Below are 19,524 nucleotides of genomic sequence, written 5' to 3'. Positions count from 1 at the left end.
CGCCTCGGCGCTGGCGCCGACGCTCGGGCACGGGGCCGCGCACGACGAGGCGGCGGCCGCCGTCCGCGAGGCCGCCGCGACCGGCCGGTCGCTGGCCGACGTGGTCGCCGGCCGGGATGACGTCGACCTCACCGCGCTGCTCGGCGGCGGTCCCGACGTGGGCGAGGCGGGCGCGCAGGTCGACGCCGTCCTCGCCGAGCACGCCCGGCTGACGGAGGGGGAGCGATGAGCGCGGTCGAGGTCTCGTACAGCGTCGACGGCCCGGCCGACGCGCCGGTCGTCGTCCTGTCCAACTCGCTGGGCGCCACCCGCGCCATGTGGGACCCGCAGGTCCCGGCGCTGGCCGAGCGGTTCCGCGTGGTCACCTACGACGGCCGGGGGCACGGGGAGTCCCCGTCACCGGCCGGGCCGTACACGATCGACGACCTGGTGGACGACGTCCTGGCGCTGCTGGACCGGCTCGGGGCCGAGCGGGCGCACGTCGCCGGAGTGTCGCTGGGTGGGATGATCGCCATGCGCATGGCCGCCCGGGAGCCGGCACGGGTGCGGCGGCTGGCGGTGATGTTCAGCTCGGCGAAGGTGGACCCGGCCGGCTTCCTCGACCGGGCCGCGCTGGCACGCACCGGCGGCACCGCGCAGTTCGCCGCGATGGTCGCGTCCCGGTGGCTGACCCCGGAGCACGCCGCGCAGCACCCGGACCTGGCGGCCCGGCTCGAGGCGATGATCGCCGGTTCCGACGACGAGGGCTACGCCGCCTGCTGCGAGGTGGCCGGCCGCATCGACCTGCGCGAGGACCTCGGCCGGATCACCGCGCCCACCCTCGTGGTCTCGGGCAGCGAGGACCCGGCACTCCCGCCGCCGCACCAGGAGGCCATCGCCGCCGGCATCCCCGGCGCCGCGCTGCTCACCGTGCGCGGCGCCCACCTGGCGAACCTGGAGCGCACCCTGGAGGTCACCGGCGCGCTGCTGGCCCACTTCGACGGAGGCACCCGATGACCGAGCAGCCCGACACCGATGCCGCGCGCCGGGAGGCCGGCATGCGCACCCGCCGGGAGGTGCTCGGCGACGCGCACGTCGACCGGGCGGTGGCGAACACGTCGGAGTTCACCGCCGGCTTCCAGGACTTCATCACCCGCGTGGCCTGGGGCGACGTGTGGCAGCGGCCGGAGCTCTCCCGCCGCGACCGCAGCCTGATGACGCTGTCGATCACGATCGCGCTGCGGCACTGGGAGGAGTTCGCCCTCCACGTGCGGGCGGCGAAGAACAACGGCCTCTCCGACGAGGAGATCGGCGCGGTCATCCAGCACGCGGCGGTCTACGCGGGCGTCCCCGCGGCCAACCACGCGTTCAAGGTGGCCGGCCCGATCCTGGACGAGCTCCGCGGCAACTCCGCCTGACGGCCCCCTGGCGCCGGGTGTCTCGTCGGTCCCGCGCCGGTCGTCAGCCGCGGAACCGCACGGTGCCGCCGTCGGTCGCGCTCAGGCGTGCGGCGTCCAGCACCGTCGCCGAGGCGATCGCGTCCCGCGGGTCCACCGGCACCGGCCCCAGCCCCCGGACGGCGCGGGCGAACGCCGGGTAGAAGCCGTCCCAGCTGCCGCGCTCGCTCGGGACGTGCTCGCCGGCGTCGCCCTGGTGCAGCCTGCCCCAGTGCAGGGCCGGCTCGGCACCCCAGGCGGGACCGAGCGACGCCGGCGTGTGGCCGGCGAGCAGCAGCTCCTCCTGCACGTCCATGGGGCCGCCGCTGACGTAGCTGGCAGCGGTCCCGGTCACCCGGAAGCGAGGACCGGGGGCACCCTGGCTCCAGCTGCCCCACAGGTGCGACCGCCCGCCGGCGACGTGGGTGAGGGCGACGAAGACGTCGTCGTCGAGCCCGTCGTCGCGCAGCCGCCACTCGGCGTAGACCGATGCGACCGGGCCCATCAGGACGAGGGCCTGGTCGACGAGGTGGCTGCCGAAGTCCAGCAGCGTGCCGCCACCGGCGGGCCCCGGCCCGTCGGCCGGGGCCAGCCGCTCGAACCGCGACTCGAAGCGGACGACCTCGCCGAGCCGGCCGTCGTCGACGAGCCGGCGCACGGTCAGGAAGTCCGAATCCCACCGGCGGTTCTGGTAGGGCGTGAGCGGCAGCCCCAGCCGGTCGGCCAGCTCCACCGACCGGGTGGCCGCCGCGGCCTCGAGCGCGAACGGCTTGTCGCACACGACCGCCAGACCCAGTCCCAGGGCCTGGTCGGTGAGCGCGCTGTGCGTGCTCGCCGGGGTGGAGATCGCCACCGCCTCGGCACCGGCGGCGGCCAGCTCCTCCAGCGAGTCGAAGGTCCGCCGGGCGTGCCCGTCCTGCGCCACCAGCGTCTTCCGCGCGGGCGAGGACGTCACGACCCCGAGGAGCTCGATCTCCGCAGCGGCCCGCAGGAGCGGGGCGTGGAACCAGCGTCCACCGAAGCCGTAGCCCAGCAGGCCGACTCGGACGGGAGGCATGGGATCGGGCGAGCTCATGCCGCCATCCTCCCGTGCCGAGCCCCGACCCGCTCCGTGCCCGCGCGGCAGCGGGCACGGAGCAGCCACCGCCGCGCGGTGCTCGTCAGCCGTGCCGGCCCGCCAGCTCGGCGAAGGTGTCGGCCACCCAGTCGGCGACGAAGGTGCTGACGTGGGGGAGGTGGTCCAGGCCGATGTGCTCGGTGGCGCCCTCCTCGGGCGTGAACACCTCGCTCGGCTTCGAGCAGCGCGGCCGCGGGACCGGCCTCTGGACGTCGGCCTTCTTCATCGGCCAGTTCGTCTGCCCGCTGGTCGTGCTGGCGCTCACCGGTGCGATCGGCGGCCTGGGCTCGGCGCTCGCCGTGCTGAGTGCGGTGAGCCTCGCCGCGGCGGTCGGCGTCCGGGCGCTGCGTCCGACCCAGGGTGTGGAACCGGTACTGGCCGCACACTGACGCAGGACGGCGACGGGCCCCGCGGGACGTCCCGCGGGGCCCGTCGTCGTGTGCCGGTGGTGCTCAGCCGAGGAAGCGGAAGACCGGCTCGGCGATGCAGACCGGCTTGTCGCCGCCCTCGCGCTCGATCACGGCGGCGACGGTGACCTGGTAGCCGCCCTTGATCTCCTCGACGTCGGTGAGGGTGGCGGTCAGCCGCACCCGGGCGCCGACCGGCACGGGGGCGGGGAAGCGCACCTTGTTCAGGCCGTAGTTGACGCCCATCTTGACGTCGCTCACGACCAGCACCTCCGACCACATCGGGATGACCAGCGCCAGGGTCAGGTAGCCGTGGCCGATCGGTCCACCGAAGGGGCTCTCCGCCGTGGCGCGCTCGACGTCGACGTGGATCCACTGGTGGTCACCGGTGGCGTCGGCGAACAGGTTCACCCGGTCCTGGGTGACCTCGACCCAGTCGCTGGTGCCCAGCTCCGTGCCCTTGAGCGAGGGGAGTTCGGCCATGGTGGTGGTGGTGCTCATGCGGGGTTCTCCTGGGTCGTGGGGAATCGGGTGCGCAGATCGGGCTTGCGGATCTTCCCGGTGGCGGTCTTGGGCAGCTCGTCGACGAACTCGACGTGGCGGGGCACCTTGAACCCGGCCAGTCGCCGGCGGAGCGCGGCCCGGATGGCCTCGGGGTCCTCGGCCGACCCGGGGGCGGGGACGACGACGGCGAGGCCGACCTCGCCCCACTTCTCGTCGGGGATGCCGATGACGGCGGCCTCGACGACCTCCGGGAGCTCGAGGAGGGCCGACTCGATCTCCGCGGGGTACACGTTCTCCCCGCCGGAGATGATCATGTCCTTGTAGCGGTCGCGGATGTAGAGGTAGCCGTCCTCGTCGGTGGAGCCGGCGTCCCCGGAGTGGTACCAGCCGTCGACGATCGCCGCCGCGGTCGCCTCGGGGGCGTTCCAGTACCCGGCCATGATGTTCGGGCCGGACAGCACGACCTCCCCGATCTCGCCGGGGTCGCACTCGCTGCCGTCGGGACGGACGACGCGGACGTCGACGAAGAACTGCGACTTGCCGGCCGAGCCGACCTTCGCGACCGCGTCGGCGCTGTCCAGCGCCGTCCCCGCGGGCGCGGACTCGGTCATCCCGTACGCCTGCTGCACGGTGATGCCGCGGTCCAGCCAGGTGTGCAGCAGGGGGAGGGGCAGCGGGGCGCCGGCCGCGCCGATGGTGCGCAGCGCGGACAGGTCCAGGGTGCCGAAGTCCGGCTGGCGGCTGAGCGCGTCCAGCATGGTCGGGACGGCGAAGAACGACGTCACCCGCTGCTCGGCGATGGTCGCCAGCGTCGCGGGCGGGTCGAAACCGCGGACCAGCACCACGCAGCCACCGCGCAGCAGGGTCGGGTTGAGCGTGCCGTTGAGCCCACCGATGTGGAACAGCGGGGCCAGCCCGAGCGTGCGCTCGTCGGGTGTGAAGTCGAACCCGAGGATCTGGTTGATGCAGGACCACGTCATGTTCCCGTGGGTCAGCACCGCCCCCTTGGGCCGGCCGGTGGTGCCCGACGTGTACATGATCAGGCAGGGGTCCTCGAGGGCGACGGCCTCGTCGCGGAGCACCGGCTCGGCGTCGGCCAGGAGCTGCTGCCAGTCCAGTGACTCCGCGCCGCCGGCCAGCGGCGGCTCGGCCGACACCCACGCCCGGACCTCCGGGAGCTCCGCGCGCAGGACGTCGCTCGTCGTGCCGTGCTCCCGGCCGTGGACGACGAGGCTCGCGCCGGAGTGCTCGAGCACGTACTGCGCCTCGGGCGCGGTGAGCCGTGCGTTCACCGGCACCCAGATCGCGCCGAGCTGCCCGCAGGCGTACAGCAGCTCCAGTGCGGTGGGGTGGTTGGCCCCGAACCAGGCGACCCGGTCACCGCGCCGGACGCCGAGCGCGTCCAGCGCCGACGCGGCCCGGCGGACCCGGTGGGCGAACTCGCCGTGCGTCGTCGTCGTCCCCTCGAACCAGATCGCCGGCTTGTGCGGGGAGATCCGCAGCCGCCGCTCGGGCCACGAGCCCAGGCCTGCGTTCCTCATCGCCGGCCGGTGGGGTCGAGGTTCAGGGCCCGGATGGCGTTCTCCTTCATGATCAGCGGCCGCACCTCGGGCTTGATGTCCAGCTGCTCGAAGTCGGCGATCCACCGCTCGGGGCGCAGGAGCGGGTAGTCGGAGCCGAACAGCACCTTCCGCTTCAGCAGCCCGTTGGCGGCCTTGACCAGCTGCGGCGGGAAGTACTTGGGCGACCAGCCGGACAGGTCGATGTACACGTTGGCCTTGTGGGTGGCCACCGAGATGGCGGAGTCCTGCCACGGCACCGAGGGGTGGGCCATGATGATCGTGAGACCCGGGAAGTCGGCGGCGACGTCGTCGAGCAGCATCGGGTCGGAGTAGCGCAGCTTGATCCCGCGGCCACCGGGCAGGCCGGCGCCGATCCCGGTCTGGCCGGTGTGGAACAGCGCCGGGACGCCGAGGCTCTGGATCTCCTCGTAGAGGGGGTAGACCTTGCGGTCGTTGGGCTCGAAGGCCTGGATCGACGGGTGGAACTTGAACCCGCGCACGCCGTGGGACTCCACGAGCCTGCGGGCCAGGCGGATGCCGGACAGGCCGCGGGCGGGGTCGATGGAGCCGAAGGGGATCAGCACGTCGGGGTGCTCCGCGGCCAGGTCGGCGATCTCCTCGTTGGAGAGCGCGGGCTGGCCGGTGGCCATCTCGGTGTCGACGCTGAAGACGACCGCGGCCATGTTCCTGGCCCGGTAGTCCGCGGCGATGTCCGGCACGGTCGGGTCGTAGGGGTCACCCTTGAAGTACTTGCTCGCCGCCGCGGACAGCTCCTCGTCCAGCGCCATGTGGCCGTGGGTGTCGGCGTGCACGTGGGTGTGCACGTCGATCGCGACCAGCTTGTCCAGGTCCAGTCGGAGCGTCACTTCGGCGGCTCCGGGAACTGCTGACCGACGGTCTGCTGGGCGGGTGCGAACGTGCGGGGCCAGATGGCGGCGACGGCGTCGGCCGACCAGCCGGTGCCGTCGGCGAGCTCGACGACGGCCTCGGTCGGATGCGACCACAGGGCGAGGCGGTCCCCGCCGATGCCGATGGCCTGGCCGGTGATCCCGGCGGCGGCGTCCGAGGCCAGGAACGCGACGACGCCGGCGGCGTCCTGGGGGGTGCCGAGGCTGAGCTGCTGGCGGCCGAACTGTGCCAGCGGACCGCCGGTCTCCAGCGCCTCGATGTAGGGCTTGAGGAAGGGGACGGTCTCGGTCATCGCCGTGGCGGCGACCGGCACGATCGCGTTGACCGTGATCTCGGCGCGGGCCAGTTCCATGGCCCAGGTGCGGACCATGCCGACGATGCCGGCCTTGGCCGCGGCGTAGTTGGTCTGCCCGAAGTTGCCGACCTGGCCGGTGGGGGAGCCGACGCAGATGATGCGGCCGCCCTCGCCCTGCTCGCGCATGCGGATCGCCGCGGCGCGCGTGCAGGTGAAGGTGCCGCGCAGGTGCGTGGTGATGACCGCGTCGAACTGCTCGTCGGTCATCTTCCACACCGTGGTGTCGCGCAGGATGCCGGCGTTGTTGACCAGGATGTCGAGACGACCGAACTCGTTCACCGCCCGGTCGACGAGGGCCTGCGCGGCCTCGCTGGTGCCCACGGCGACGACCTCGGCGACGGCGCTGCCACCGGTCCCGGTGATGCTCTTGACCGCTGCTTCGGCGACCTCGGCGTCGACGTCGTTGACGACGACGGCGGCGCCCGAGCGGGCCAGCTCGGTGGCGTAGGCGAGGCCGAGGCCCCGCCCCGATCCGGTGACGACGGCGACCTTGCCGGACAGATCCACGGATGCTCCTCATCGCGACGGGGTGGTGGAGCGAACGTAGGTCGGTATCGTGGAGGTTGTCAACGATGGAGGTTCACATGACCCGCCCCCTGGCCGACGACCTCGGCTTCCTGCTGTCCCGTGCCAGCGGGCAGGTCGCCCGGGTGACGAACGCGGCCCTGGCCGAGCACGGTCTCCGGGTGCGGCAGTACTCCGTCCTGGTGCTCGCCTGCGACGCCCCCGACGGTCTCAGCCAGCGCGAGCTGGCCACGCAGCTGGCGCTCGACCCGTCCCAGGTCGTGCTGCTGGTCGACGAGCTGGCCGCGGCCGGTCTGGTCCAGCGGCAGGCGCCCGAGACCGACCGGCGCACGAGGCTGGTCGTGGCCACCGCCGAGGGGTGCCGGGTGCGGGAGGCCGCCGGCCGCGACGCCGACGCCGCCCTCGAGACGCCGCTGCGCCTGCTGGGGGACGCCGAGCGGGACCGGTTGCGGGACATGCTGACCAGGATCTGGACCGCGACCGGCTGAGGTCAGGCGATGCGGCCGGTGGCCCGGAGGCCGCGCTCCAACGCCGCCCGGGCGGCCGGCTCCACGGCGTCGAACACCCGTCGGTAGAGCTCGCTGCTGACGGGGGCGGGCCAGTCCGGCCCGAGATGGGCCGCGGGCAGCCCCGGGTCGGTGCGCAGCAGCCACAACCAGTCGGCCCCGAGCAGGGTCAGCTGGGCCAACGACCCCGGGACCTGCGGTGGACGGCTCCACGTGTCGATGAAGCAGGCGTGGGCCTGGCGGACCGCCGGTACGTCCCATGCGCGGTGGACCAGGCGGTCGACGTCGGTCCCGGGCAGCACCCGCGCGGCGAAGGCGTCGGCCAGTTCCCCGACCTCGGCCAGGTCCGAGCGACCCAGGACCGCGGCGACGTCGACCGTCCCCGGCGCGATCCACAACCCGTCGCGCAGGCCGCCGAAGCCGGCCCAGGTCAGCCGTGCGCGCACCCGGTTCCGCAGGTCGCGCCGGCTCTCCGGGACCGAGTAGCTGAGCAGTGTCCACTCGTCCTCGGGGTGCTCGAACGGCGCCGGGGAGGTGACCCGCGCGGACGCCTCGCGGAGCACGTCCTCGGCGAGCGGCGTGAGGTGGTACTCCGCCGTCCGCCCGACCTGCCCGCGCGCCATCAGGCCTCGCTGGGTCATCCGCTTGAGCGTCGCCCGCCCGGCGGCCTCGGCCACCCCGAGGTCGGCCAGCAGGTCCAGCAGGATCGCCGACGGCAGGGGTGGCAGATCGGCGTCCAGCACCAGCGCGCCGAGGAAGCTCAGGAGGAGCGACTGCGGCCGGTGCGCGATGGCGACCGGTCGGGGGACATCGACGTCGACGGGCGCGTCCGTCGGCAGCGCGCTCATGGGTTCCCCGTCTCTGACGTCCGGTCACAGCTCGGCAACGAGGTCCCGAACATTAGACACCTGGTTGACGTTCGTTCCATCCCACTCTAGCTTTTCGGTGATCCGGACCACTGCGAGGTCACTCGTCAGGGGTCGATGGCCCAGCCAGAAGGACGCCGAATGCCACCACCGCTGTTGAGCGTCGAGCATCTCGACGTCTCCTACGACGGCGCCGTCCAGGCGCTGCGGGACGTGTCCCTGGAGGTCGCGGAGGGGTCCGTCGTCGCGGTCCTCGGGTCGAACGGCGCGGGCAAGACCTCGCTGCTGCGGGCGATCTCCCGGGCCCTCGGCGCGTACGGCGGGGCGGTCACCGGCGGCACCATCCGGTACCGGGGCGACGACCTGGCCGGGATGGAGGCCTCCGCGGTCGTCCGGCGAGGCCTGGTACAGGTGCCCGAGGGCCGTCGCGTGTTCCGCGACCTGACCGTCGAGGAGAACCTCAGCGCCGGCGGGTTCACCGTCCGGGACGCCAAGCGCCGCGCCGAGGCGCGCGACCGGGTCTTCGACCTCTTCCCCGTGCTGGCCGATCGGCGTGCGCAGCTCGGGGGCCTGCTGTCCGGTGGCCAGCAGCAGATGCTGGCCATGGGTCGTGCGCTCATGACCTCGCCGCAGCTGCTGCTGCTCGACGAGCCGTCGCTGGGCCTGGCCCCGCTGCTGGTCGACCAGATCGGCGAGATCGTGACCCAGATCAACGCCCAGGGCACGGCCGTGCTGCTCATCGAGCAGAACGCCGTCATGGGCCTGCGGGTCGCCGACCGGGCCTACGTCCTCGAGGTCGGGCACGTGACGGCGTCGGGCAGCGCCGACGAGCTCGCGGCCAGCGACGAGGTGCGGGAGCGCTACCTCGGTGTCGCCGTCCCCGTCCGGCCGACCGACGTGGTCGTGTCCGAGCCGGCCATCCCGACCGCCGTGCCCCCCGAGCGCCTCACGGTGGAGAACCTGACCGTCCGGTTCGGCGGTATCGCCGCCTTGTCCGACGTGTCCTTCACCGTCGAGCCGGGGAGCGTCCACGCGCTGATCGGGCCGAACGGTGCCGGCAAGTCCACCTGCATCAACGTGCTGGGCGGGGCCTACCGGGCCACCGAGGGGCGGGTCACGTACGGGGATGCCGAACTGACGGCGCTGCCCGCGCACCGCACCGCCGGACTGGGCGTGGCACGGACGTTCCAGAACATCTCCCTCGCCCTCGAGGACACCGTCGAGGACAACCTCCTCGTGGGCCGGCACCGGTTGATGCGCTCGGGGGTCCTGACCGGCGCCCTGCGCACCCCGGCGGCCCGCCGCGAGGAGCGGGCCCACCGTTCGACGGTGCGGGACATCGCCGACCTGCTCGGGCTCACCCCGCTGCTGCACGCTCCGGTGCACAGCCTGTCCTACGGCAACCGCAAGCGGGTCGAGATGGGCCGGGCGCTGGCCGCCCGCCCCTCGCTGCTGCTGCTCGACGAGCCGGTCGCCGGCATGACCCACGGTGAATCGCAGGACATGGCCGAGACGATCCGCCAGGTCCGCCGCGACCTCGGGTTGTCGATCCTGCTCGTCGAGCACGACATGCCGTTCGTGATGGGCCTGGCCGAGCAGGTCACCGTCCTCGACTTCGGCAAGAAGATCGCCGAGGGCACCCCGGCGGAGGTCCAGCGCGACCCCGAGGTGCTCCGTGCCTACCTGGGAGCGGCAGCCGTATGAGTTACTTCCTGACCCAGGTCCTCAACGGGCTGTCCTTCGGCCTCGTGCTGAGCCTCATCGCCGCCGGCTTCGCCATCGTCTTCACCTCGACCGGCGTGCTGAACTTCGCGCACGGCTCCGTCGTCCTGGCCGGTGCGTACCTCGTCGCGGTCACCCAGCCCACCATCGGGTTCTGGCCGGCCGTCCTCGTCGGCATCCTCGGGGCGGCCCTGATCGGGGTGCTCATCAACGCCCTGCTGGTGCGCAACCTCGCCGACCCGAACCCGGGTACCGCCGCCATCCTGATGCTCGGCGTCGACATCCTGCTGCTGACGGAGCTGACCCGCCGGATCGGCAACCGGGTGCTCCCGCTCGGGGCTCCCTGGGGAGCCGACGTGGTCCGCTTCGGCGGGATCTCCCTGCCGACCGGCCGCGTCCTGGCCGCGGTGCTCGCCGTGGTCGTGTTCGCCGGGCTCTGGTTCATGTTCTCCCGCACCCGCGTGGGGATCGGCATGCGTGCGGCGGCCGCCGACGGGCCGACCGCCTCGCTGATGGGCATCCGGCTCTCCCGCACCGGTGCCACCGGGTGGGCGCTGGCCGGTGTGCTCGCCGCCCTGGCCGGCATCTTCCTGACGTCGTTCCCGTCCCCCGGCGTGGTGCCCTCCGTGGCGCTGTCGGCCTTCCTCGCCATCCCGGCCTGGGTGCTGGGGGGCTTCGACTCCGTCCCCGGGGCGGTGCTGGGCGGCCTGGTCATCGGGCTGGTCACCGCGCTGACCGTCGGCTACGAGCGCGAACTCCACTTCCTCGGCGCCGGCTTCGGCGAGGTCGTGCCCTACCTGGTGATGATCATCGTCCTGCTCGTGCGGCCCCAGGGTCTGCTCGGCAGCAAGGAGGCCGTCCGTGTCTGACCTCTCCCGTCGGATCGCCGGGCTGGTCCTCCTCGGAGCGGCCCTCGCCCTGCCCCTGGCCCTCGAGGACTTCTGGCTGCAGCTCGGCCTGTTCGTGATGGCCACGATGGTCGGCGCGGTCGGCCTGACCCTGCTCGTCGGGGTGGCCGGCCAGCTGTCCCTGGGGCATGCCGCGTTCGCCGCCATCGGGGCCTACGTCTACGTCTGGGCCACGTCCGAGGCCACGCCCACGCTCGCCGGAGCCGGGCTGCCCGCGGTCGCCGGGCTGGTGCTGGCCGTCGCGATGGCAGCCCTGATCGGCCTCCTCTTCTCCCCGGTCGCGAGCCGGCTGCGTGGCATCTACCTCGGCCTGGCCACGCTCGGCCTGGTCTTCGTCGTCCGGCACCTGCTGCTCAACCTCGACGACTGGACCGGTGGGTTCACGGGACGCTCGGTCGAGCCCTTCACGATCGCCGGGTTCAGCTTCAGCAACCGGGACCCCGACTACCTCGCCGTCGCCGGGGTGGAGTTCGAGGGCCTGCACCGGCTCTGGTACCTGTTCCTCGTCCTCACGCTGCTGGCCTGCTGGCTGGGCGCCAACCTGCGGACCAGCCGGACCGGCCGGGCCTGGGCGAACGTCCGCGACAGCGAGACCGCGGCCGCCGCCATGGGGATCGCCGTCGCCCGGCACAAGGCCTCGGCCTTCGTCGTCTCCTCCGGCTACGCCGGGCTCGCCGGAGCCATGCTCGCCCTCGCCTACGGCCGCCTCGCGCCCGACGTCTTCACGCTGCTGGTGTCGGTCGACTTCCTGGTCATGATCGTCATCGGTGGCCTGGGCTCGATCGGTGGCGCCATGGTCGGTGCGCTCTTCGTGACCGCGCTGCCGCTGGTGCTGACCCAGTACAGCGACGTGCTGCCGTTCCTCGCCGCCCCTGGCTCCGGCGGGCTGGACCCGGCGACGCTGTCCCGGATGCTCTACGGACTGGCCATCATCGCCGTCCTCGTCTTCCTGCGCGGAGGCCTGGCCGGGGCCTTCCGCCGGCTCCGCGGCGGAAACGCCCCGACAGCCGCGTCCGGAGCGCCCGACGACACCGGGGGCACCCCACCCACCCCACCCACAGACCCCGACCACCCGGTCGGTGCCCAGCCCGTCAGCTCGAAGGAGACAGCTCGATGAGGAAGACCCGTCCCGCACTGGCCGCTGCCGCAGCGTGCTTGTTCGCGGTCACCGCCTGCTCCACGACGGAGCCGGAGGCCGCCGGCGGCGGTGACTCCGGGGACATCGAGACCGGCAGCGGGGTGACCGACGACACCATCACCATCGGCGTCCTGACCGACCTGTCCGGCCCGTTCGCGGCCGGAGCAGCCGTCCAGGTGACCCAGTTCCAGGCGTTCTGGGACCAGGTGAACGCCGACGGCGGTGTCTGCGACCGGGACGTGGAGCTCCAGGTCCAGGACCATGCGTACGACCCGCAGAAGGCCGTGTCCCTGTACCGCAGCATGTCCTCCGACATCATCGCGCTGCAGCAGGTCCTGGGCGGGCCGACCAGCGCCGCCGTCCTCCCGCTGGCCGACCAGGACAGCATGTACGCGGGCGGCGTGGGCTGGGCGAGCACCGCGCTGGGCTACGAGAGCAACCAGCTGCCGGGTGCCAGCTACAGCATCCAGGGCGCCAACGCGGTGGACTACCTCGTCGACGAGCTCGGTGTGGCGGAGGGCAGCTCCATCGGCGTCGTCTACTTCGCCGGTGACTACGGCGCCGACGTGCTCGCCGGTGCCCAGCACGCGGCCGAGGAGCGGGGCGTCGAGATCATCCCGCAGGAGATCACCCCGGCGACCACCGACCTCTCGGCGCAGGCCTCCGCCCTCGTCCAGGACGGCGCCTCCGCCGTCATCCTCGGCGCGGCTCCCGGGCAGCTGGCCTCGCTCGCCGGGGTGCTCGCCTCGCAGGGCGCCGACATCCCGATCGTCGGCATGAACCCGACGTTCAACCCCGCCCTGCTGGACACCCCGGTGGCCGACGCCCTGCTGGCCGACACCTACAGCATCCTCAGCGTCGCTCCGTACGCCTCGGACGAGCCCGGGGTCCGGGCGGCCAACGAGCTCTACGAAGCGGCCGACCCCGACGGCGCGATCGGCTGGGAGGTGCCGCTGGCCTCGGGTCAGGCCCAACTGCTGCGGACGGCGCTCGAGGGCGCCTGCGAGGCCGGCGACCTGACCCCCGAGGGTGTCGTGGCCGCGATGCGGGAGGGCGCCGACGTGGACACCGAGGGCCTGTTCCCGGACGGCCTGGACTACTCGACGGTCGGCGAGTCGCCCACCCGGACCGTGTACGTGACCAAGGTCAGTGACACGGCCGAGGCCGGGCTGGAGCTCCTCGAGACCTACGAGGGCCCCAGCGCGCAGAGCTACACCTTCGGCTGAGCCATGGTCCTGGAGCGCAGTGAACTGCTGGCAGCTCCGGCGCCCGGTCCGGTGGAGGGCGTCCTCGGCGACGTCCTCCACCGGGCCGTCCGGGAGGGGCCCGAGGACCTCGTGCTGTGCACGCCGGCGACGGGGGAGACCTGGACGGCGGCGCAGCTGCTCGCCGACGCGCGCGCGGTGGCGGGCGCCCTGCTGCGGGACTTCGAGCCGGGCTCCCGGATCGCGACGTGCCTGGGCAACGGCCCCGAGCCCGTGCTCCTCCAGTGGGGGGTGGCACTGGCCGGCATGACGCTGGTGCCCATCAACCCGCGGTCCCGCCCCGCCGAGCTGGAGCACGCCCTCGGGCTGTCCGGTGCGGTGTGCCTGTACGCCGCCGACGACGTGGCCGGCAACCCGGTCGCCGACCTCGCGGCCGCGGTGGCCGACCGGCTGCCCGCGCTGCGCGAGGTGCGTCGCTGCGGCGTCGACTGGCGCGCCACCGTCGAGCTGGCCGAACCGGGCTCGCTGCCTCCGCTGGACCCGGACCTCCTGGCGCAGGTGCAGTTCACCTCCGGCACGACCGGCCGGCCCAAGGGCGTGCGCATCACCCACTCCGGCATGGTCGCCACCGGCCGGGCCTTCGCCGAGCGCCTGGGTCCGGAGGCGGGCCGAGTCTGGGTGAACCCCATGCCGCTCTTCCACACGGCCGGCAACGTCCTCGGCGTGGTGGGTGCGCTGTGGGCCCGGGCCGAGCACGTGGTGCTGCCGTTCGCTCCTGCGCCGGTGCTCCGGGCGATGGCCGAGCGCCGGGCGACGCTGCTGTCCGCGGCGCCCACGCTGCTGGACCTGCTCGCGGCCCATCCCGACCTGCCCCGGACGGACCTGGCTGCCCTCCGGGTGCTGTTCACCGGCGGCATGACCGTGACCGCGGCGTTCGTCGACCGGGTCGAGTCGGTCTTCGGGGCGCGGCTGTCCATCACGTTCGGCATGACCGAGACGTGCGGGGCCGTGCTGCAGACCGCCCCGACCGATCCCGACCGGATCCGCCGGGAGACCGTCGGGGCGCCGCTGGCGGGCACCGACGTCCGGATCGCCGGCCCGGACGGCGCCGCCGTGGCACCGGGCGTGACCGGCGAGCTGTGGGTCCGCGGTGCGCGGATCACCCGCGGCTACCTCGACGACCCGGCCGCCACCGCCGAGGCGATCGACCCCGAGGGCTGGCTGCACACCGGGGACCTGGCGGAGATGGACGGCACCGGCGCCTGCCGGGTGGTCGGCCGCCTCAAGGACATGATCAAGACCGGTGGGGAGAACGTCTCGCCGGTCGAGGTCGAGGAGGTCCTGGTGCAGCACCCCGACGTGGCGCTGGCCGCCGTCGTGGGTGCGCCCGACGAGCGCTGGGGCGAGGTGATCGTGGCCTTCGTCGTCCCGGCGCCGGGCAGCGAGCCGGACCCGGCGGAGCTCACCGCGTTCACCCGCGACCGCCTGTCGCCGTTCAAGGTGCCCCGTGCCTGGCGCGTCGTCGAGCAGCTCCCGATGACGGCCTCGGCGAAGGTGCAGCGGGCCGAACTGCGCCGAGTCGCGGCCGAGCCGCCTCCGGTCCGGCCGTGAGGCCGGGTCTGCTGGCCGACCTGGCGGCCGAGGGCACCCGGCTCGAGACCCGGCTCGCCGGTCTCGCGACCGAGGACTGGGCGCGGGCGACGCCCGCCGCCGGGTGGACCATCGCCCACCAGGTGGCGCACCTGGCGTGGACCGACGAGCTCGCCCTCCTCGCGACCAGCGCACCCACGGCCTTCGCGCTCCGGACGGCCGCGCACCCGGCCGACGTCGTGGACCGTGCGGCAGCGGAGGGGGCCGCGGAACCGCCGGCGGCCCTGCTCCGACGCTGGCGGACGGGCCGGGACCGGCTCGCCGAGGCGCTGGCCGCCGTCCCCGACGGCGTCCGCCTGCCCTGGGTCGGCCCCTCGATGAGCGCCCCGTCGATGGTGACGGCCCGGCTGATGGAGACCTGGGCCCACGGCGTCGACGTCGGCGACGCGCTGGGCCGGCCGCCGTCGGCCTCGCCGGGGCTGGACCACGTCGCCCACCTCGGCGTGCGTGCCCGGGCGTTCGCCTTCGCCGCCCACCGCCTGCCGCCCCCCTCGGCGCCGATCCGGGTCGAGCTCACCCGGGACGACGGCACCGTGTGGGTCGACGGCCCCGAGGACGCCCGCCAGCGGGTCGACGGGCCGCTGCTCGACTTCTGCCTGCGGGTCGTCCAGCGGCGGCCCCGTGCGGCGCTCGCCCTCGAGGCCCGCGGCCCGGACGCCGACCGGTGGCTCGACGTCGCCCAGGCCTTCGCCGGTCCGCCCGGACGGGGCAGCGACGCCGCGCGCTGAGTCGGACCCGGCCGATCGCGGAAGGGCCCCGCCGCATCGCGCAGCGGGGCCGTCCGGAGCGGGGACGCCCGCGTCAGACCTCCGCGGGCAGCGGCATCTCGCGGAGGTCGTCGGCGAGCGCGAGCGGGGCGCCGGTCGCGGCGACCACCTCGTCGGCGGTCACGCCGGGGGCGGTCTCGCGCAGCACCAGGCCGTCGGGCGTCACGTCGACGACGGCGAGGTCGGTGACGATCCGGTCGACGCAGCCCTTGCCGGTGAGCGGCAGGGTGCACTCCTGCACGATCTTCGGCGTTCCGTCGCGGGCGACGTGCTCCATCATGATGATGACCTTGCGGGCGCCGTGGACGAGGTCCATGGCGCCGCCCATGCCGTTGACCATCTTCCCGGGGATCACCCAGTTGGCCAGGTCGCCCCGGGTGTTGACCTGCATGGCGCCGAGCACGGCCACGTCGAGGTGCTTGCCGCGGATCATCCCGAACGACAGCGCGGAGTCGAAGAAGCTCGCCCCGGGAAGGATCGTCACGGTCTCCTTGCCGGCGTTGATCAGGTCCGGGTCCTCCTCGCCCTCGAAGGGGTAGGGCCCGACGCCCAGCACGCCGTTCTCCGAGTGCAGCACGACGTGCACGCCCTCGGGGACGTAGTTGGGGACCAGGGTCGGCATGCCGATGCCGAGGTTCACGTACTGGCCGTCCTCGAGTTCCAGCGCCACCCGGGCGGCGAGCTGCTCACGGGTCAGGCTCATCGGGCTCCTCCTCCGGAGGTGGGGTCGGTGGGGGCCTCGTCGCCCGCCGCGGCGGGCGCGTCGAGCCGGGCCTGGCTGCGTGGCCGCGTGGTGCGCTTCTCGATCTTCTTGCCCTCGCTGCCCACGACGACGACTCGGTCGACGAAGACCCCGGGCAGGTGCACGTCCTCCGGGGTGATCGCGCCCGGCTCCACGAGCTCCTCGATCTCGGCGATCGTGATCCGCCCGGCCATCCCGGCCAGCGGGTTGAAGTTGCGGGCCGACTCGTGGAACACCAGGTTGCCGTGCCGGTCACCCTGGGCGGCCCGGACGAGCCCGAAGTCGGCGGTCAGTGCCGTCTCCAGCACGTACTGCTGGCCGTCGAACTCGCGGATCTCCTTGGGCCGGCTGGTCTCGACGACGTTGCCGTCGGCGTCGTAGCGGACGGGGATGCCGCCGTCGGCGACCATCGTGCCGACGCCGGTGGGGGTGTAGAAGGCGGGGATGCCGGTGCCGCCGGCGCGCAGCCGCTCGGCCAGCGTCCCTTGCGGGGTGAGCTCGACCTCCAGCTGACCGGACAGGTACAGCCGGGCCAGCTCCTTGTTGCCGCCGACGAAGGAGCTGATCGTCCGCCGGATCCGGCCGGCGTACAGCAGCACGCCCAGCGCCTCGTCGTCGACGCCGCAGTTGTTGGAGATCGTGGTCAGCCCGTCGGCGCCCTGCTCCAGCAGCGCGTCGATCAGCGCGAACGGCACCCCGCAGAGCCCGAAGCCGCCGACGGCCAGGACCGAACCGGGCGCGATGTCGGCGACGGCCTCCTGGGCGGAGGCGACGACCTTGTCCACGTCAGGCCTCCCGCGAGGAGGTCGCCGCGGGTGCCCCCGCGTGCTGCGTGTGCATCCGATCCACCACGTGCTCCCATCCGTCGGCCGAGGGGGCCAGTATCTACGTCCGCCCGGCCGGGCTCGACGTGCGTACGCCACTGGGTGGAATGGGACCCGACGCTGCATCCCGCGGGAACCCGCCCGCCGGTCGGCCCGTTGCCCGGACATGGAGCTGACCTGCCCGAAGTGCCACGGGAGCATGCGGACCTACGAGCGCAACGGGGTGCACGTCGACCAGTGCGCCGACTGCCGGGGGATCTTCCTCGACCGGGGCGAGCTGGACCGGCTGATCGACGCCGAGGACGCCTGGCACGGGGGCGCCCCCGCCGGCCGGCCGGCGGCCGCCGACCGGTCGGAGCACGAGCGGCCGCACCGCGAGCAGCCCGGGCACCAGCAGGGCGGGACGTCGTCCGCCGGGTTGGGCGGGCTCGTGGGCGAGGTGCTGCGCCAGGTGCAGGGTTCGCACCCCGCGCAGGCCTCGCACTCCTCCGGCCACAAGCGGAAGAAGAAGGAGTCCTTCCTCGGCGAGCTCTTCGGCTGAGACCCGCGCGCCGGTCAGGGCAGGTGCGTGGTCAGGCGCACGCTGATCGTGCCGTCGCCCGGGTGGTGCTCTCCGCCGGTGATGTCGACGTGGTCGCACAGCTGGCGAGCCAGCCAGAGACCCATGCCGCCGCGGGACAGGTCCTCGCCGTGCGCCGGCCCGTACCCGGCGAACGGGTCGTCCCAGCCGGGGCCGCCGTCGGTGATCGTGCAGACGAGCCGGTCGGTCGCGGTCCAGAGCCGGAGGGTGACCGGCGGCAGGCCGTGCCGCACGGCGTTGCTGGTCATCTCGTCGACAGCGAGGAGGAAGTCCTCGACGAGGTCCGCCGATGCGGCGACCCCGGCCAGCTCCGCGGCGACGGCGTGGCGCAGGCCGATGAAGTCGGTGACGTCGCCCGCCAGCAGCCGGGGCGGGGTCCGCTCCAGCGGCTCGTCGGGGATCGGCAGGGAGCGCAGGTACGTCGCGGGATCGGTGTAGGCGGGATTGGGCGTCCGGCTCGTCGGGGTGACGAGCTGGCCGTGGGTCCGGCGCGCGGACTCCAGCACCGCGTCCGGGTGCCGGTCTGCGCCGTAGATGCACAACCCCCACAGGTCCCAGCCACGCAGCGCCTCGTTGATCACCGACTCGTAGCGCTCCCACTCCAGCCAGTCGCGCTCGGTGGGGCCGAAGTCGAGCTCACCGATGACCCGGACCCGGCGGCCCCCTCCGGGCCCGTGCTCCTTGGCCAGCCGGCGGAAGGCGCTGATCGCGGCGGGGGTGCGTGGCCCGTACACCCGGTCCTCGTCCAGCACGACGACGCGGGGGTCGTCCCCGAGGGCCTCGCGCAGCAGGACGGCGGAGTCGGGCCGCACGGCCACGACCGCGGCGTCGCCGGCGTCCAACCCGTCGCGGACGAAGGGGACGACGGTGCCGAGCAGCTGGTCGAGCGAGTCGTACAGGAGGGCGTCGTGCGGGAAGCCCCCGGACGGGGGGTGACCCACCCCGCCCGCAGTCGTCCAGTCCACTCTCGCCCCCGCTGTCCCCGGTCCCGGTGCACCCGGCCGACACCCCACGGTAGGCCAGGGAGGCGTGGCGGACCGAACGGGACCGCCCGCCCGCGCCGAACCCGCAGGTGCGGGCGGTCGCCGGCGCCGGGCGGTCGCCGGCCCGGCGCCGGTTTCGACCGCGCGCGGCCGGGCAGGGAGGTGCGCGACTGCGGAGGGAGAACACCATGGCCATCGCCACGATCAACCCGGCCACCGGGGAGACGCTCAAGACCTTCGACCCGCTGACCGAGGAGGCGCTGGAGGACAAGCTGGCGCGCGCGGCGGCGGCTTTCGACGCCTACCGGCTGACCTCGGCGCAGGAGCGGGCCGGGTGGCTGCGCGCGGCGGCCGACGTGCTGGAGGCTGACACCGATGCCGTCGCCGAGCTGATGACGACCGAGATGGGCAAGACGCTGGCGTCGGCGAAGGCGGAGGCGACCAAGTGCGTGGCGGCGCTGCGCTGGTACGCCGAGCACGGCCCGGGCATGCTGGAGCCGCAGGAGAAGGACGCGGCGGCGGTGAAGGCGCAGCGGGCGTTCGTGGTGCACCAGCCGCTGGGTGTGGTGCTGGCGATCATGCCGTGGAACTTCCCGCTCTGGCAGGCGATGCGGTTCGCCGCCCCGGCCCTGATGGCCGGCAACGTGGGGCTGCTCAAGCACGCCAGCAACGTGCCGCAGTGCGCGCTGTACCTGGAGGAGCTGTTCGGCAAGGCCGGGTTCCCCGCCGATGTGTTCCAGACGCTGCTGATCGGCTCGTCCACGGTGGAGCGGGTGCTGCGCGATGACCGGGTGATGGCCGCGACGCTGACCGGCAGCGGGCCGGCGGGGCAGTCGGTG

Annotated in this window: 22 protein-coding genes and 1 pseudogene; 13 read left to right on the top strand and 10 right to left on the bottom strand. The window is 73.9% G+C overall.

All coding sequences use genetic code 11. From position 1 onward, the window contains the following. The 3 genes and pseudogenes from C5507_RS20820 to pcaC form a co-directional block, all read left to right on the top strand. Positions 1–229, top strand: a pseudogene (locus C5507_RS20820) (3-carboxy-cis,cis-muconate cycloisomerase); the annotation flags it as partial. Continuing rightward, positions 226–996, top strand: coding sequence for an alpha/beta fold hydrolase (locus C5507_RS20815; RefSeq protein WP_104530407.1), 771 nt, complete (start codon positions 226–228; stop codon positions 994–996). The pseudogene C5507_RS20820 and the gene C5507_RS20815, both read left to right, overlap by 4 nt. Beyond that, the gene (pcaC, locus tag C5507_RS20810) at positions 993–1,397 is read left to right on the top strand and encodes a 4-carboxymuconolactone decarboxylase (RefSeq protein ID WP_104530406.1); all 405 of its coding nucleotides are present in this window, start codon (positions 993–995) and stop codon (positions 1,395–1,397) included. Before C5507_RS20815 ends, pcaC begins: the two co-directional genes overlap by 4 nt. Positions 1,398–1,440: 43 nt before the next feature. On the opposite strand, the gene C5507_RS20805 is transcribed toward pcaC, so the two are convergent. Together C5507_RS20805 and C5507_RS23385 are read right to left on the bottom strand one after the other, a co-directional pair. Then, a complete protein-coding gene (locus C5507_RS20805) occupies positions 1,441–2,490 on the bottom strand; it encodes a Gfo/Idh/MocA family protein (protein WP_242611046.1) in 1,050 nt (349 codons plus the stop codon). Positions 2,491–2,575: 85 nt separating this feature from the next. Next, positions 2,576–2,698, bottom strand: coding sequence for a hypothetical protein (locus tag C5507_RS23385; protein WP_278044317.1), 123 nt, complete (start codon positions 2,696–2,698; stop codon positions 2,576–2,578). Here C5507_RS23385 and C5507_RS20800 point away from each other — a divergent pair. Next, positions 2,691–2,921, top strand: coding sequence for a hypothetical protein (locus tag C5507_RS20800; RefSeq protein WP_242611045.1), 231 nt, complete (start codon positions 2,691–2,693; stop codon positions 2,919–2,921). The two genes, C5507_RS23385 and C5507_RS20800, sit on opposite strands and share 8 nt — an antisense overlap. A 63-nt stretch (positions 2,922–2,984) precedes the next feature. On the opposite strand, the gene C5507_RS20795 is transcribed toward C5507_RS20800, so the two are convergent. From C5507_RS20795 to C5507_RS20780, 4 genes are read right to left on the bottom strand one after another with little or no spacing between them, the layout of a single operon-like run. After that, positions 2,985–3,440 (bottom strand): MaoC family dehydratase, encoded by a 456-nt coding sequence (locus tag C5507_RS20795; RefSeq protein WP_104530405.1) that lies wholly within the window; start codon positions 3,438–3,440, stop codon positions 2,985–2,987. Beyond that, complete coding sequence (locus C5507_RS20790) at positions 3,437–4,984, bottom strand: acyl-CoA synthetase (protein WP_104530404.1); 1,548 nt, start codon at positions 4,982–4,984, stop codon at positions 3,437–3,439. Before C5507_RS20790 ends, C5507_RS20795 begins: the two co-directional genes overlap by 4 nt. Further along, positions 4,981–5,859: an amidohydrolase family protein gene (locus C5507_RS20785; protein ID WP_104530408.1), complete on the bottom strand. Its 879-nt coding sequence runs from the start codon at positions 5,857–5,859 to the stop codon at positions 4,981–4,983. The genes C5507_RS20790 and C5507_RS20785 overlap by 4 nt, the downstream gene beginning before the upstream one ends. A gap of 8 nt (positions 5,860–5,867) precedes the next feature. Then, positions 5,868–6,776: an SDR family NAD(P)-dependent oxidoreductase gene (locus C5507_RS20780; RefSeq protein WP_104530403.1), complete on the bottom strand. Its 909-nt coding sequence runs from the start codon at positions 6,774–6,776 to the stop codon at positions 5,868–5,870. A 77-nt stretch (positions 6,777–6,853) separates the two neighbouring features. Between C5507_RS20780 and C5507_RS20775 the strand changes: the two genes are divergently transcribed. Beyond that, on the top strand, positions 6,854–7,282 hold the full coding sequence (locus C5507_RS20775; protein ID WP_207225716.1) for a MarR family winged helix-turn-helix transcriptional regulator: 429 nt from the start codon (positions 6,854–6,856) through the stop codon (positions 7,280–7,282). Between the two features lie 2 nt (positions 7,283–7,284). On the opposite strand, the gene C5507_RS20770 is transcribed toward C5507_RS20775, so the two are convergent. Continuing rightward, entirely contained in the window at positions 7,285–8,148 is an 864-nt protein-coding gene (locus C5507_RS20770) for a PaaX family transcriptional regulator (protein ID WP_104530401.1), read from the bottom strand. A 159-nt stretch (positions 8,149–8,307) separates the two neighbouring features. On the opposite strand from C5507_RS20770, the gene C5507_RS23580 reads away from it, so the two are divergent. Genes C5507_RS23580 through C5507_RS20740 form a run of 6 tightly spaced genes read left to right on the top strand, consistent with a single transcriptional unit; the run spans position 8,308 to position 15,517 of the window. Continuing rightward, positions 8,308–9,870: an ATP-binding cassette domain-containing protein gene (locus C5507_RS23580; protein ID WP_104530400.1), complete on the top strand. Its 1,563-nt coding sequence runs from the start codon at positions 8,308–8,310 to the stop codon at positions 9,868–9,870. Further along, complete coding sequence (locus C5507_RS20760) at positions 9,867–10,757, top strand: branched-chain amino acid ABC transporter permease (protein ID WP_104530399.1); 891 nt, start codon at positions 9,867–9,869, stop codon at positions 10,755–10,757. The genes C5507_RS23580 and C5507_RS20760 overlap by 4 nt, the downstream gene beginning before the upstream one ends. Next, complete coding sequence (locus C5507_RS20755) at positions 10,750–11,913, top strand: branched-chain amino acid ABC transporter permease (RefSeq protein WP_104530398.1); 1,164 nt, start codon at positions 10,750–10,752, stop codon at positions 11,911–11,913. The genes C5507_RS20760 and C5507_RS20755 overlap by 8 nt, the downstream gene beginning before the upstream one ends. Then, entirely contained in the window at positions 11,910–13,160 is a 1,251-nt protein-coding gene (locus C5507_RS20750; RefSeq protein ID WP_104530397.1) for an ABC transporter substrate-binding protein, read from the top strand. Before C5507_RS20755 ends, C5507_RS20750 begins: the two co-directional genes overlap by 4 nt. Before the next feature lie 3 nt (positions 13,161–13,163). Beyond that, positions 13,164–14,750 (top strand): class I adenylate-forming enzyme family protein, encoded by a 1,587-nt coding sequence (locus C5507_RS20745; RefSeq protein ID WP_104530396.1) that lies wholly within the window; start codon positions 13,164–13,166, stop codon positions 14,748–14,750. After that, positions 14,747–15,517, top strand: a complete 771-nt coding sequence (locus C5507_RS20740; protein WP_104530395.1) for a TIGR03084 family metal-binding protein — start codon at positions 14,747–14,749, stop codon at positions 15,515–15,517. The genes C5507_RS20745 and C5507_RS20740 overlap by 4 nt, the downstream gene beginning before the upstream one ends. Before the next feature lie 73 nt (positions 15,518–15,590). On the opposite strand, the gene C5507_RS20735 is transcribed toward C5507_RS20740, so the two are convergent. Next, entirely contained in the window at positions 15,591–16,259 is a 669-nt protein-coding gene (locus tag C5507_RS20735; RefSeq protein ID WP_104530394.1) for a CoA transferase subunit B, read from the bottom strand. Further along, a complete protein-coding gene (locus C5507_RS20730) occupies positions 16,256–17,083 on the bottom strand; it encodes a CoA transferase subunit A (RefSeq protein WP_104530393.1) in 828 nt (275 codons plus the stop codon). Before C5507_RS20730 ends, C5507_RS20735 begins: the two co-directional genes overlap by 4 nt. A 205-nt stretch (positions 17,084–17,288) precedes the next feature. Between C5507_RS20730 and C5507_RS20725 the strand changes: the two genes are divergently transcribed. Further along, positions 17,289–17,663, top strand: coding sequence for a TFIIB-type zinc ribbon-containing protein (locus C5507_RS20725; protein ID WP_104530392.1), 375 nt, complete (start codon positions 17,289–17,291; stop codon positions 17,661–17,663). A gap of 14 nt (positions 17,664–17,677) precedes the next feature. On the opposite strand, the gene C5507_RS20720 is transcribed toward C5507_RS20725, so the two are convergent. Then, positions 17,678–18,643, bottom strand: coding sequence for a sensor histidine kinase (locus C5507_RS20720; protein ID WP_242611043.1), 966 nt, complete (start codon positions 18,641–18,643; stop codon positions 17,678–17,680). 230 nt (positions 18,644–18,873) lie between these two features. Between C5507_RS20720 and C5507_RS20715 the strand changes: the two genes are divergently transcribed. Continuing rightward, on the top strand, positions 18,874–19,524 hold a 651-nt coding region (locus tag C5507_RS20715), incomplete at its 3' end, for an aldehyde dehydrogenase family protein (RefSeq protein WP_158657672.1).

Origin of the sequence: Blastococcus saxobsidens (genome assembly GCF_002938435.1) — a bacterium.
GTDB classification, from domain to species: domain Bacteria; phylum Actinomycetota; class Actinomycetes; order Mycobacteriales; family Geodermatophilaceae; genus Blastococcus; species Blastococcus saxobsidens.
This window is presented reverse-complemented; position numbering and strand designations above follow the sequence as displayed.

What these genes read in the sequence shown, in the direction of transcription:
- C5507_RS20805 (WP_242611046.1), bottom strand. Translation starts at nt 2,490, where the DNA reads ATGAGCTCGCCCGATCCCATGCCTCCCGTCCGAGTCGGCCTGCTGGGC.
- C5507_RS20770 (WP_104530401.1), bottom strand. Translation starts at nt 8,148, where the DNA reads ATGAGCGCGCTGCCGACGGACGCGCCCGTCGACGTCGATGTCCCCCGA.
- C5507_RS23580 (WP_104530400.1), top strand. Translation starts at nt 8,308, where the DNA reads ATGCCACCACCGCTGTTGAGCGTCGAGCATCTCGACGTCTCCTACGAC.
- pcaC (WP_104530406.1), top strand. Translation starts at nt 993, where the DNA reads ATGACCGAGCAGCCCGACACCGATGCCGCGCGCCGGGAGGCCGGCATG.
- C5507_RS20750 (WP_104530397.1), top strand. Translation starts at nt 11,910, where the DNA reads ATGAGGAAGACCCGTCCCGCACTGGCCGCTGCCGCAGCGTGCTTGTTC.
- C5507_RS20745 (WP_104530396.1), top strand. Translation starts at nt 13,164, where the DNA reads ATGGTCCTGGAGCGCAGTGAACTGCTGGCAGCTCCGGCGCCCGGTCCG.
- C5507_RS20795 (WP_104530405.1), bottom strand. Translation starts at nt 3,440, where the DNA reads ATGAGCACCACCACCACCATGGCCGAACTCCCCTCGCTCAAGGGCACG.
- C5507_RS20815 (WP_104530407.1), top strand. Translation starts at nt 226, where the DNA reads ATGAGCGCGGTCGAGGTCTCGTACAGCGTCGACGGCCCGGCCGACGCG.
- C5507_RS20735 (WP_104530394.1), bottom strand. Translation starts at nt 16,259, where the DNA reads ATGAGCCTGACCCGTGAGCAGCTCGCCGCCCGGGTGGCGCTGGAACTC.
- C5507_RS20790 (WP_104530404.1), bottom strand. Translation starts at nt 4,984, where the DNA reads ATGAGGAACGCAGGCCTGGGCTCGTGGCCCGAGCGGCGGCTGCGGATC.
- C5507_RS20725 (WP_104530392.1), top strand. Translation starts at nt 17,289, where the DNA reads ATGGAGCTGACCTGCCCGAAGTGCCACGGGAGCATGCGGACCTACGAG.
- C5507_RS20775 (WP_207225716.1), top strand. Translation starts at nt 6,854, where the DNA reads ATGACCCGCCCCCTGGCCGACGACCTCGGCTTCCTGCTGTCCCGTGCC.
- C5507_RS20760 (WP_104530399.1), top strand. Translation starts at nt 9,867, where the DNA reads ATGAGTTACTTCCTGACCCAGGTCCTCAACGGGCTGTCCTTCGGCCTC.